13 protein-coding genes are annotated in these 12,222 nt (G+C 60.1%); 8 read left to right on the plus strand and 5 right to left on the minus strand.

Going from position 1 to position 12,222, the window contains the following annotated elements; translation table 11 throughout:
• Nucleotides 1–16: 16 nt before the first annotated feature.
• Nucleotides 17–766, plus strand: a complete 750-nt coding sequence (gene phoB / locus A3OQ_RS0111005) for a phosphate regulon transcriptional regulator PhoB (RefSeq protein WP_020175445.1) — start codon at nt 17–19, stop codon at nt 764–766.
• A 107-nt stretch (nt 767–873) separates the two neighbouring features.
• The gene (locus A3OQ_RS0111010) at nt 874–2,088 is read left to right on the plus strand and encodes a ceramide glucosyltransferase (protein WP_020175446.1); all 1,215 of its coding nucleotides are present in this window, start codon (nt 874–876) and stop codon (nt 2,086–2,088) included.
• A 203-nt stretch (nt 2,089–2,291) separates the two neighbouring features.
• On the opposite strand, the gene A3OQ_RS0111015 is transcribed toward A3OQ_RS0111010, so the two are convergent.
• Entirely contained in the window at nt 2,292–2,663 is a 372-nt protein-coding gene (locus tag A3OQ_RS0111015) for a hypothetical protein (RefSeq protein WP_020175447.1), read from the minus strand.
• Nucleotides 2,664–3,064: 401 nt separating this feature from the next.
• Here A3OQ_RS0111015 and A3OQ_RS0111020 point away from each other — a divergent pair, with 401 nt between their 5' ends.
• Both A3OQ_RS0111020 and A3OQ_RS0111025 read left to right on the plus strand, forming a co-directional pair.
• Nucleotides 3,065–4,363: a PQQ-dependent sugar dehydrogenase gene (locus A3OQ_RS0111020; protein ID WP_020175448.1), complete on the plus strand. Its 1,299-nt coding sequence runs from the start codon at nt 3,065–3,067 to the stop codon at nt 4,361–4,363.
• A 23-nt stretch (nt 4,364–4,386) separates the two neighbouring features.
• Nucleotides 4,387–4,728 carry a c-type cytochrome gene (locus A3OQ_RS0111025; protein WP_020175449.1) on the plus strand — a complete coding sequence of 114 codons (342 nt, stop codon included), beginning with the start codon at nt 4,387–4,389 and terminating at the stop codon, nt 4,726–4,728.
• Between the two features lie 186 nt (nt 4,729–4,914).
• Here the strand turns inward: A3OQ_RS0111025 and A3OQ_RS0111030 are convergent, their stop codons facing one another.
• On the minus strand, nt 4,915–5,295 hold the full coding sequence (locus A3OQ_RS0111030) for a DUF2267 domain-containing protein (protein ID WP_020175450.1): 381 nt from the start codon (nt 5,293–5,295) through the stop codon (nt 4,915–4,917).
• Nucleotides 5,296–5,435: 140 nt separating this feature from the next.
• On the opposite strand from A3OQ_RS0111030, the gene A3OQ_RS0111035 reads away from it, so the two are divergent.
• On the plus strand, nt 5,436–6,989 hold the full coding sequence (locus A3OQ_RS0111035) for a helicase HerA-like domain-containing protein (RefSeq protein ID WP_020175451.1): 1,554 nt from the start codon (nt 5,436–5,438) through the stop codon (nt 6,987–6,989).
• Nucleotides 6,990–7,008: 19 nt separating this feature from the next.
• Here A3OQ_RS0111035 and A3OQ_RS0111040 read toward each other — a convergent pair whose 3' ends face one another.
• On the minus strand, nt 7,009–7,686 hold the full coding sequence (locus tag A3OQ_RS0111040) for a peptidoglycan-binding domain-containing protein (protein WP_020175452.1): 678 nt from the start codon (nt 7,684–7,686) through the stop codon (nt 7,009–7,011).
• A complete protein-coding gene (locus tag A3OQ_RS22095; protein WP_152428405.1) occupies nt 7,679–9,526 on the minus strand; it encodes a sensor histidine kinase in 1,848 nt (615 codons plus the stop codon). The genes A3OQ_RS0111040 and A3OQ_RS22095 overlap by 8 nt, the downstream gene beginning before the upstream one ends.
• Nucleotides 9,527–9,863: 337 nt before the next feature.
• Here A3OQ_RS22095 and A3OQ_RS0111050 point away from each other — a divergent pair, with 337 nt between their 5' ends.
• Both A3OQ_RS0111050 and A3OQ_RS0111055 read left to right on the plus strand, forming a co-directional pair.
• A complete protein-coding gene (locus A3OQ_RS0111050; protein ID WP_020175454.1) occupies nt 9,864–10,229 on the plus strand; it encodes a hypothetical protein in 366 nt (121 codons plus the stop codon).
• A gap of 104 nt (nt 10,230–10,333) precedes the next feature.
• Nucleotides 10,334–10,762, plus strand: coding sequence for a SufE family protein (locus tag A3OQ_RS0111055; RefSeq protein WP_020175455.1), 429 nt, complete (start codon nt 10,334–10,336; stop codon nt 10,760–10,762).
• Between the two features lie 116 nt (nt 10,763–10,878).
• Here the strand turns inward: A3OQ_RS0111055 and A3OQ_RS0111060 are convergent, their stop codons facing one another.
• Complete coding sequence (locus A3OQ_RS0111060; RefSeq protein ID WP_026595723.1) at nt 10,879–11,307, minus strand: Ros/MucR family transcriptional regulator; 429 nt, start codon at nt 11,305–11,307, stop codon at nt 10,879–10,881.
• A gap of 449 nt (nt 11,308–11,756) precedes the next feature.
• On the opposite strand from A3OQ_RS0111060, the gene msrB reads away from it, so the two are divergent.
• On the plus strand, nt 11,757–12,173 hold the full coding sequence (msrB, locus tag A3OQ_RS0111065; protein WP_020175457.1) for a peptide-methionine (R)-S-oxide reductase MsrB: 417 nt from the start codon (nt 11,757–11,759) through the stop codon (nt 12,171–12,173).
• The last annotated feature ends 49 nt before the right edge of the window (nt 12,174–12,222 follow it).

The following is a 12,222-nucleotide window of genomic DNA, read 5'->3' on the forward strand; positions in this document are numbered from 1 at the left end:
GGAAAGTGACTTCGGCATGAATGATACTCGCACCCGGCAAACGCGCGGGATTTCGTCCGGGGGCGCGCCGCGCGTCCTTGTGGTCGAGGATGAGGCAGCGCTCGGTCTGCTTCTCACCTATAATCTCGAAGCCCAGGGTTTCGACGTCGAATGCGTCGAACGTGGCGACGACGCGGAACTGCGCCTGAGCGAAGCGCCGCCCGATCTCGTCATCCTCGACTGGATGCTGCCGGGCGTTTCGGGGCTCGAAATCTGCCGCCGCCTGCGCGCGCGGGAAAGCACGAGATCGCTGCCGGTCATTATGCTGACCGCACGCGGCGAAGAGGGCGAACGCGTGCGCGGCCTCTCCGTCGGGGCGGATGACTATGTGGTAAAGCCCTTTTCTGTGCCGGAGCTTTTGGCGCGGGTGCGCGCCTTGTTGCGACGGGTGCATCCGGCGCGGATCGCGCCTTTGCTTTCGATCGGCGATTTGGAGCTTGATCGCGGCACGTGGCGGGTGCGCCGCGGCGGCCGCTCGCTTCACATCGGCCCGACGGAATTTCGCCTTCTCGAATGTCTCATGGAGCGGCCTGGGCAGATTTTCTCGCGGGCACAATTGCTCGACAGTGTCTGGGGCCACGCGGCCGAAATCGACGAGCGAACCGTCGATGTTCATGTCGGACGGTTGCGCAAGGCTCTGTCACAGCCGGATGAGGAAGATCCGATCCGTACCGTCCGCGGCGCGGGCTATGGTTTCGATGAAACCTTCGGCAAGGTGAGGAATTAGATTTTTGTAGCTAAAGCGTTCATGATGAGGGGCGGCCCGCGAGTCCTCGAAACGCGCGGCGCCCTGACAGCAGTCACTTCGGATATTGGTCGAGTATATCGGACGACATGACCTTTACGATCATCATGCTCGCAGTCGCGGGGCTTCTGCTCTTCCTCCAATATTTGACGGCCTTTCTGGCCTGGCTGCGTTGTCGTCCGTCGCGCGGCCGGCGCGACGCTCTGGCCTTGGAGAAGGTGGACACGTTTCCAGCGATCAGCCTGGTCCGGCCGCTGTGCGGGCTCGAGAGTTTTTCGGGCGACACGCTGCGCAGTTCTTTCACGTTGAGCTATCCGTCCTACGAACTGCTTTTTTGCGTCGCCGATCCATCGGATCCGATCATCCCTTGGGTGAGAGCGGCCATGCGCACCTATCCCGAGGTGCCGAGCCAGCTCATCATCGGCGACGAGAAGATCAGCATCAATCCAAAGCTGAACAATATGGTGCGCGGCTGGCAGACGGCACGCTTCGACCGGATCGCCTTTATCGACAGCAATGTCCTTCTCGCCCCCGACTTTTTGCAGAGCCTGATTCATGCGCTGCGCGACGATACAGGCGTCGTCTCGGCGCCGCCGATCGGGCTTTCGCCGCGCGGGTTCTGGGCGCATCTCGAATGCGCCTTCCTCAATACCTATGAGGCGCGCTGGCAATATGCGGCGGATGCTTTTGCGATGGGCTTCGCGCAAGGCAAGACCCTGTTTTTCCGCCGCTCCGAATTGGAGAGCGGCTTCATGGAGCTCGCGGATGAACCGGCCGAAGACGCGGCCTCGACCAAAATGGTGCGCCGGCGGGGCCTGAAGGCACGCCTTGCCATGCCTTCGTCGCAGCCACTCGGCGAAAGAAGCGTCAAGGATGTGTGGTCGCGGCAATTGCGCTGGGCGCGGTTGCGGCGCGTGACGTTCCCGATGGAGTTCGTCCCGGAAATTCTGACCGGAGCTGCGGTGCCGCTTCTGGCTTTGGCGCTTGCGGCCTATACGGCGGGTTTTTCGGTACCGCTCGCCGTTCTTCTCTATATTTTGGCGTGGTACGCGCCCGAGATCATCTTGGCGAAGCTCTGTCGCTGGCCGATCAACCCTTCTCTCGCGTTGGCGCTTCCTTTGCGCGACGGCATGATTCCGGCGCTATGGGTCGCGGCTTGGATGGGCCGCAACTTTACGTGGCGCGGCAATGGAATCGAGGTCGATGCGGCGAGCCCGCGCGGGTTTCGGCCGCGCGCCGCGACTTCGACAAAGCTCGTCTGGAAGCGGGTTCGGACGTCCTGGGATCGCGCCTTTCCGCGCTGAATCGCAACTTCAAGCGCGTTGCTCAAGCCTTTGTTTCAAAGACTATTTTTTCCGAAAAGTCGGGCCCACTTTCCCGGATGATGCTTTAATTCAAGCCGCACAGCATTTGGCTTGACGCATTGCTGTGTCGGAAAGCTCCTTGGATGCGCGGATCAAGTTCGCGCATGACGCCTTCTGACAATTCTATCGGAAGATCCGATGTTCTAGCGTTCTTTCTGTGCGTGCCAGCGGCCACCGCATTGCTGCGTCGGAACCGACCAGGCGCCCTGGCCGGATGCGCCTCTCAAGCGTCCTGAGACATGCGCAACGTCCGTTCCGCGATGGAAGGCGAAAGAGACGACACCATCCCCGCCGACGCGGCCAAAGGGCTGAACCGCGCTGTCGCTCGTAGCGACAATGAGACCATCGGACACGGTCACAGAGCCGCTCGCCGTCCTTTGGCAGTCGCCCACGTCCGTCGTGGCGTCGATCCGATAGGTGCCATCATAATTGGTCGCCGCAAAAGCAGGCAGGCTCACTGCGGCCACGAGCGTCAAAGCGAGGCCAACGTGTAAAAAACGCGAAGATTTCATCATCGGAACGGCTTGGACCAGGACGTGAAGGGGACGAAAAGCGCGAATTGGCTTTCCACCGGTAGCATATGCCGCAAAAGCCCTGTGCGATGCAACAGGCGTCATGACGCGCCTGGGAGAAAGTCGGGGCCTGGCGCTAAACTCTTGCAGTCCTGGACTTTTCCATCGAGGCTTCTGCGGGCCAGACGGCGAGGGCACTCTCGAAGGTGTCATTTGCGGGTCATTCCGAATTGGATAATCTCTATGAGATTAAGGCTCAATCTGGCCGCCGCATCAGACGGTCGCACAAGCGACGCATCCCATTCTGTCGAACGTTTCGTTCGGCATATCGTTTTTAACAGAACAAACTCGGCACCGCCGGAAAAGGCGGGCTTGTAAGCACCAACCAGGGGTGAGGAAACATTATGGCGCAAGCAAAAACTGCGATTACGATCGTATTGGGCGGCCTGCTGCTGGCTTCGACCGGTGCTCTGCCGGCAGCCGCGCAAAAGCCGGCGGCGGAGGCACCCGCGCAAGATGCCACGATGAACAAGCTTCAAGACTTCAAGTCGACCGGCGCGCGCACCATTCCCTCCGTACCTCAAGGCGGCGAAAAGGCGGCGGCGATTAAGAAGACTTTGGAGACCATCAAGCTCCCGCCGGGATTCAAGATCAGCCTCTATGCGCTCGTGCCGGATGCGCGCATGATCGCGGTCGGGCCGCAGGGCGTCGTCACGTTCGTCTCGACCCGCAAGACGAAGATCTACAGTTTGACCGATCGCGGCCACGTGGGCGCTGCCGAGGACGTGCGCGAGTTCGCGCCGACGATCGAGTTCAACAATCCGAACGGGATCTGCTTTTCGAAGGACGGGTTCCTGTTCACGGTCGAACAGAACCGGGTGCTGAACTTCCCGGCTGCGGAATTCTTCTACGAGAATCCGGATGTCGCGGTTTCGGAAGTGGTCAAGCAGGGAGCGCTGATCCCGGCGAGCGAAGAGAGCTTCAACCATTCGGCGCGCGTCTGCCGCGTCGGGCCGGACAACAAGCTCTACATCACGATCGGTCAGCCTTATAATGTCTACGCGCCCGCCAAATACGATCTCTATTATAAGTTCGGCATGGGCGGCATCATCAGGATGGACCGTGACGGCTCCAACCGCGAGGTTTTCGCGCATGGCATCCGCAACTCGGTCGGCATGGATTTCGCCGCCGACAAGACATTGTGGTTCACCGACAATCAGGTGGACGGCATGGGCGACGATCAGCCGCCGGGCGAACTCAATCACGCGACGAAGCCCGGCGAGAATTTCGGCTTCCCCTGGTATGGCGGTGGTCATACCAGGACCGCCGAATATAAGGACCAGACCCCGCCGGCGGATGTCGTGTTTCCGGTCGTCGAGGAGGCCGCTCACGCCGCCGATCTCGGCATGATGATCTATACGGGCAAGATGTTCCCGAAGGAATATCAAGGCGCGATCTTCTCCGCGCAACATGGCTCCTGGAACCGCACGGTGCCCGTGGGCGCCCGCGTCATGGTGACGAAGATCGACGCCGAGGGGAAGGCGCCGGACGGCTCGAAGCCCTTCGCGGAAGGCTGGCTCGACGAGGACGGCGAATATACCGGCCGCCCTGTTGACGTGGAGCAGATGCGCGACGGCTCGCTGCTCGTCTCGGACGATCTCGCCGGCGCGGTCTATCGCATCACCTATGAAGGCAAGAAGTAGGTCGACCTGCCAAGAGGCATGCGGTGCTTAAGATAAAATTCGCTGCGATAGCCGCCGTTCTGAGTTTGACCGGAACGGCGGTCTATGCCGATGGGTCTGCCGCGAATGGCGCGCAGAAGATCAAAACATTTGGCTGCATCACGTGTCACGGCCGCGATGGCGTTTCCAAACTAGCGGAAGCTCCGAACCTTGCCGGCCAAGTGCAAATCTATCTCACCTCGGCGCTCCAGGCCTACCGCACGGGCGGCCGCAAGAATGAGATGATGAATACGGTCGCGGAAAAGCTGACCGATTCCGATATTGCCGATTTGGCCACCTATTATTCGAGCATCGCGGTCAGCGTCGCGCCGCCGCCGAGACCGTAGTTTGCGCTAGCGCGGCGTCGAAAGACCGTCATTGCGAGCGAAGCAAAGCAATCCAGGACTCAAGCGGTGGCGTGGATTGCTTCGGAGCCATAGCCCGGCCTTCAGCCGGGCGCTTTTTATTTTCGACGGGCGTGCAAAGCACGCCCTATGGCTCCCGTAATGACGGCTCATTGAGCGAATCCTGGCCTATAGAAACTGGCTCAACCCAGGGATGGCTGACACGATCTGACCGATCCGTTCGTCGCCGGCCTTTTCGCGCGCAAAGGAGAAGACTTCCTTGCCGATCGCCTGCATCTCGCTCATGCCGAGCCCGATGCCCGTTAATTGACCGGCCAACCCCATCAGCCCGCCACCGATCGCGCCCATGAGCCCGCCCAGAAGCCCATCGCCATGCTCGGCCGCCGCGGCTGCGGCTTGCGGCGCGCCGGGAAGATCGGCCAATAAAGCGTCGACTTCGGCGGAGGGTCCATCCTTTTTCAAAAAGGCGAAGATCATGCCGATGGCGGTTTCCGCCTTGTCCGGCGCAATGCCTGCGGCCGTCGCGACGCGTTGGATGAGTTCTTCCATGCAGGCTCCTTGAGTGCCGGTTGTATTCACGTGCCGCCGGTTGCCGGCCCATCGCCATTTGGTCTTCGCTGCTTCATATATGATGAATGTTGCAGGACCGCTTAGAGCGGGATGGGCAAAATTTCGTGCAGGACGTATCCATGGCCGATGATCCAAATCAAATGCCGGGACGCATTTTCCTCGGCAAAAGCGATAAGCCCGAATATCTTACCCTTTCGAAAGGCAATCGCCATGGCCTGATTACGGGTGCGACCGGCACCGGCAAAACGGTGACCTTGCAATTGCTGGCCGAGGGATTTGCCAAGGCCGGCACGGCGGTCTTCGCAGCCGACATCAAGGGCGACCTCTCCGGCATTGCCATGCCGGGCGATTCGAAACCTGCCTTCGTGAAACGCGCGGCGGATCTTGGCACCGCTTACGTGCCCGACGATTTCACGACCGTGTTTTGGGATCTTTTCGGCGAGCAAGGCCATCCGATCCGGGCGACGATCTCGGATATGGGGCCGCTGCTGCTCGCGCGTCTTCTCGAACTCAACGAGATCCAGGAAGGCGTTCTCAATATTGCTTTTAAGCTTGCCGACCAGCAAGGCCTGCTGCTGCTCGATCTGAAGGATCTGCGCGCCTTGATGCAGCATCTGGCCGAGGACGCAGCAAGCCTGACCACCCAATATGGTAACATGGCACCTTCTAGCATAGGCGCGATCCAGCGCCAGTTGCTGGTGCTCGAAAACCAGGGCGCGACCGCGTTTTTCGGCGAGCCGGCGCTCGATATCCACGATTTCCTGCGAAAAGATCGCGACGGGCGCGGCATCGTCAATGTGCTCGCAGCCGACAAACTCATGCGCTCGCCGCGCCTCTATGCGACCTTCCTGCTGTGGATGCTCTCCGAACTCTTCGAGCAATTGCCGGAGGTCGGCGATCTCGACCAGCCGAAGCTCGTCTTCTTCTTCGACGAAGCGCATCTCTTGTTCGATAGCGCACCGAAGGCGCTTCTGACCGCGATCGAGCAGGTGGTGCGGCTCATCCGGTCGAAGGGCGTCGGCGTCTATTTTGTAACCCAGAATCCGCTCGATGTACCCGAGACGGTGCTAGGCCAACTCGGCAATCGCGTTCAGCACGCGTTGCGGGCGTTCACGCCGCGCGATCAACGCGCCGTCAAGGCGGCGGCCGATACGTTCCGGCAGAACCCTGGCTTCGATACGGCAACAGCGATCATGCAATTGGGCGTCGGCGAGGCCTTGGTTTCCATGCTCGATGAAAAAGGCACGCCGGAAATGGTCGCCCGGACCTTGATCGCGCCGCCCTCCGCGCGGGTCGGGCCCATCACGCCGGAAGAGCGTCAGGAGATCATCAAGCGCAGCGGTCTTTTGGGAAAATACGAAACCGCGATCGATCGCGAGTCCGCTTTCGAAGTCTTGCAGGCGCGGGGCGAAGGGCGGATGGGTCAGGCGGGCGCGCCGCAGTCCGGTTCGCCGGGACCTAATGCCGGCGCTCCCTCGCAAGGCGGGGGGCTGACGATCGTTTGGGGATGGCTCGCCAAAATATTTACCGGCGGCGGGACCGGCAAGCGTCAAAAAATGTCGCCAGCCGAATTGGCCATGCGCTCTGCCGTGCAATCGGCGGCGCGCTCGGCCGGAACCCAGATCGCGCATGCGATCCTGCGCGGCATTTTGGGCAGCATGTCGTCGCGCTAAATGCGCGCTGATCGAAAGCTCACTCGACCGTGAGCCCCGACTCCGAGCTGAGTTCGCGCAGGACCTTCGGCGTCAAAGTTCCATGCGCCGGCAAGTTGTGATCGCGCTCGAATTGTTCGAGCGCCTGACGCGTCGCGGGCCGCATCACGCCGTCCGGTTTCACGACGTAACCGAGCTTCATCAGAGCGCGCTGCGCGGCAAGAATACTCTTGCTCGATTCGGCCGGTGCCGGCGATTTCAGTAATTGCGCGATCGGATCATGCGACGCCGTCGAGGCGGCAGGCTTTTGGGTCGACAGCTCGGCCACTTCGGCCATGGGATCGCGTCCATGCGGCGCGCTTGCAGGCTGCTCGGCAGGCTGGGGCGCGGGTGCAGGCGCGGGCGGTTCGGGGAGAGCCGCCGGGCGCGCCGCGGGCACAGGCACCTCGTGCACGGGTTCGACCTTCGCCTCGAGCGCGACGCTATGGCCGAAGAGCGGCGCCGGATGGCGGGTCTTCTGCCAGACGAGCGCGTTCATAAAAACGGTCCCCAACACCGCGGCGAAGAGAAGCCCCAGCAGAAGATTGATGTGTTTCGCGGCGAAATGGACGGCCCCTATGAGGGTCCGCAGCACGCCGCGGTTGTCACGCCGCGCGCCTTTCCGTCTTGGCTCGGACAGGACGAAATCATTGTCGATACGGGCAAGGGCCTCACGCAATTTTCTTCACCATCATCTCGTTGGAAAATATCCGCACGTCGTCTTGCCGCGTGCGGCGTGGAATGGTCGTGAACTCTGTCGCATTGGCTGGCTTGACGCGCGCTTGGCGGCAATCACGGGGCAGGCGCACGGTGACCGAGGTGCCCTTGCCGGGTTCGCTTTCAATCGCGATCGTCCCGCCGTGCAGGCTGACGAGACCGCGCACGATGGACAAGCCCAGGCCGGTTCCGTCATAGGCGCGATTATAGGAGGCGCTTGCCTGGAAGAAGGGATCGCCGATCTGCGTCAGATCGTTAGCCTCGATGCCGATCCCGGTGTCGGTCACGCGAATCAGCAGTGAATTGCCTTCCGGCTGCACGCCGATCGTCACGCGTCCCTTGGCGGGCGTGAACTTGATCGCATTCGACAAGAGATTGATCACGATCTGCTTGCAGGCCTGTTTGTCGCCGACGATCTCCGGAATCTCTCCGGGATAGGCGCGGATGAGCTCGACCTCGCCTTCGTTTGCTTTCAGTTTGATCATGTCGCAGCAAAGATCGACCAATGGCGCGATGTCGAAGGGCTCCGGCGTCAAAGCGAAACTGCCGGATTGAAGCTTCGACATGTCGAGGATCGAATTGACGACCGACAGGAGATGCAGTCCGGAATGCCGGATGATCTCTGCATATTCCTGCTGTTTGCCGGGATCGCGCGGGGCAAGCTCGCTGTTGCTCAACATTTCGGAGAAGCCGATGATGGCATTGAGCGGCGTGCGCAGTTCATGGCTCATATTGGCCAGGAATTGATCCTTGGATTGGCTGACACGCTCGGCCGTGGCGCGGGAGGCTTCGAGCTCTTCCTCGCGCTGCTTTGACCTGGTGACGTCGTGCAGGATGGCGGCGATGCTCGCCCGATTTTTGCCGTCGCGCGCATTTCCATCATGCCCGTCGGCAAATCGGCGCACGTGCATTTCCATCCAGAGGAAGACCGGCACGCAGGGCAGGCCATCCTCCAATGACGGTATGAGGGTGCGCAGCCGCAGCGTCAGGCTCAACCGTTCGGGCGAGAGCGTCGCATCCGCCACGGCCTTCAAGAAATTCGGGCGGTCGGCGACATGGATATGCTCGAAGAAGCCACGCCCGATCAGATCCTGGCGCCGCAGGCCGAGCCGCGATTCGCAATCGGCGCTGACAAATTCCGCGCCGCCCATGTGATCGAAGCAGATGATGACGTCGCCGACCGCCTGCGAGATCGCCTGATACCGGCTTGCATGCAATCGCGCCGAACTGTTCTGCAGCGTATCGATATGCGCCGCGCTGAGCGCCAAAGCCATTGCATAGAGGATGGCCGGGACGATGAAGAGCATCGACTGGGTAACAGGAAAATCGATCGAGACGACGCCCATTGCGCTCAGCACCGCGAGCGCGGCGGCTGCCAGCGCCGCGCCATAGCCGCTTGCCGAAATCAACAGACGGTTGGCCGTGAGCACGCTTTGAAGCGGCGCCAGGATCAGCCAGGCAAGCGCCGCCTGATAGGGCGCGCCGCCGCCGACCGCGAGCGTGACGCCGACGGCGATAAAGCTGAAGCTCGAAAGGGCTTGTGCGACGGCGAACCGACCCGTGCGCCAGACGAAAGCCAGTCCTGCCAGCGGCACCATGGCAAAGATGAAGGCCAATGTCTGCCAGAGTGCCGGCGCGCCGTGAAAGGCAAGATAGAAAGGTGCGATGGCACAGGCGGCAAAGCTCATCGCGAGCTGCAGCAGCATAAATCCTTTATGGCGGGTTTTTTCGGCGAGATCGTTCAGAGCGCCTTGATGGAGCAAGGTGCTCGCCTGATCTTCGAAACGCACAAAATAACTCAAGGCCGAACTCCAGCCGCAACCCACCGATGAAGAGAAGGTCACGCTCTCTTCCGGAGAAGACAGTCGCAGGTGCGCCTTAAGTGAACCCTAAGCAACCTGAGCAAAACGGGTGAATCAGGCGCAAAATCAAATCCAAAGCCGTGCCAAACCAGCGAAACTTCGGCCTATGGTTTAAAAGCTCTTGTCAGCTCCGCTTCATGCTGACTCAAAAGTGAATCAAGTTGGCGCGATTTGAGCGCGAACTTTGGCGGGGCCTTTATCCGCCCGCGCTATAAAACCCAAAGTGGCCTGGATCGGCCATCCAGTTTTCCTCATCCCGCTCTGGGGGATAGCGCCTATGTTCTTTCTCATTCGCTGCGTGTTCTGGCTGACGATCGTCTTTCACGCGATGACCTGGCCGCAGGAGACGCCATCCGCGCAAGCGGCGGGCAGCAGCCTGCAGGACGGGATGATGAAAGCCGCGGCGGGCGTGGCCGGAGATCTCGCGACGGCCGCGGGTAGCCTTGTCAAGGCCAAGCTCGAAGAGGGATGTCTGAAGGTGCCGGCCGACTGTGTCGCTGCCGCTGCGAAGCTGCCGCAAATTGTCGCGACGACGCAGGCCCCGGCAGTAGAGGTGGTTCCCCCGAAGCGGCCGCTCCGATTGGCCGAAGGCGAGTCAAGCCGGCCAGTGACTATGCATAAGGCGTCCGTGCAGCACAATTGAGCATAGTCTTCGGCTATGTGGCAGCGCGAAATTTTTATAGCCTCATCCCCCCTTCCGCCGATATACAGAGAGCAATCATTTCTCTCTAGATCGTCCGGTCAGCTATGAACCTCGAAGAAATACTCGACAACTTTTCCTTCCTCGACGATTGGGAAGACCGTTACCGTTATCTGATCGAACTCGGCCGCGCGCTCGATCCTCTGTCCGATGAAGCGCACAATAGCGCGAATAAGGTTCTCGGCTGCGCCAGCCAGGTGTGGCTGGAAACGACCATCGTGAAGGACGAGTCGGGAAAGCCGGTGCTCAATCTGAAGGGCGATAGCGATGCGCATATCGTGCGCGGGCTGGTGGCTCTCATTCTCGCGATATATTCAGGCCACACCGCCTCGGAGATCCTGAAGACCGATGCGCAAGACCTGTTTCAAAGCCTCGGCCTTGCCGCGCATCTGACGCCGCAACGCACGAATGGCGTGCGGTCCATGGTCGAGCGAATCAAGCGGGATGCGAAGGTCGCCGAACAGGCCATCGCCTGACCGCAAAACGGACGGCGCCCCGATTGGGGGCGCCGGGATCGGCTTTTGGCGTTAAATTCTAAAGCAATCGGATAGGGCGGGTAAGCAGGCCGCGAGCCTGCTTTGCTTCCGCGGTCCTACCTCTTCGCCGCCGGGACCCGCCGGCGCTGCTGTCCAAGCCCCATTTCCTTGGCGAGGTTCGAGCGGGCTTTGGCGTAATTCGGGGCGACCATTGGGTAATCGGGCGGCAGGCCCCATTTTTCACGGTATTCGTCCGGGGACATATTATATTGTGTCCGCAAATGCCGTTTCAGGGACTTGAACTTCCGGCCGTCTTCCAAGCACACGATGAATTCGTTGGTGATGGACTTCTTCGTCGGCACGGCGGGCTTCGGCGCTTCGACGGGCACAATGACATTTCCCGCCGTGACGCGGATGAGGGCCGAGTGCACGTCATTAATCAAACTGGGCAGATCCGAGGCCGGAACTGAATTATTGCTGACATAGGCCGAGACAATGTCCGCGGCCAATTCGATATAATTATCGGAACCAGATGTGTCGCTCATGCCGCTCATCATCCTGAAAAGGTGCGCATCATCAATTAAACCGTGATGTCTTATGGTCAATCACGGTTATTTAGGGTCTATCGGATGGCTCAGATAACTATTGTGCGATTTCGAAGGAATCGACTTGTTAGTGTTGCCTTATTTTTATGACGAAAACTTACCGCCCGCAAGTAGCGGGAAGCTTATTTCTTGTGTTTCAATCGAAATCTTTAAAAGAGCTGGAAATTGCATAAGGACTTATGGAAAAGCGGTGCGGGAGCGCCAAATAACGCGCCCAGGATATAGGGTCACAACTGGTTCCGCATCTCCGAACCTATATATAAGCCAATGACTTAAAAGGCTCATTTTAGATCCAGTTAAAAGCGGTAAAGAGGTTCCGTCGCGCCGATCGCGCTTGGCTGGAGCCGGCTTCCCCAAGCGACTAACCTATGACCGAACCGGAGGACACTATGTCGAAAGATGAAGTCAAAAACAAAGTTGTGAAGACCGATGCGGAGTGGAAGGAACTGCTCACTCCGGAGCAATATGCCGTCGCGCGCAAGCACGGCACTGAACCGGCTTTCACCGGCCCGAACTGGGACCAGAAAAAGCCCGGCATCTATTCTTGCGTCTGCTGCGGAGAGCCGCTTTTCACCTCGGACACGAAATATGAGTCCGGTACCGGTTGGCCGAGCTTCTACGCGCCTGTCGATAAAGAAGTGGTCGACGAGCATGTCGACAATTCGCATTTCATGCAACGCGTCGAGATCAGATGCGCCAAATGCGAAGCGCATTTGGGTCATGTCTTTCCGGATGGTCCGCAGCCGACCGGCCAGCGCTATTGCACCAATGGTCTGGCGCTGAAATTCACGCCGAAGGAAGGCTGAGTACGGCCGATTCCAATGGGGCCGCATGGGTTCATGCCGCTCGCAGACA

Origin of the sequence: Methyloferula stellata AR4 (assembly GCF_000385335.1) — a bacterium.
Classification (GTDB): Bacteria; Pseudomonadota; Alphaproteobacteria; order Rhizobiales; family Beijerinckiaceae; genus Methyloferula; species Methyloferula stellata.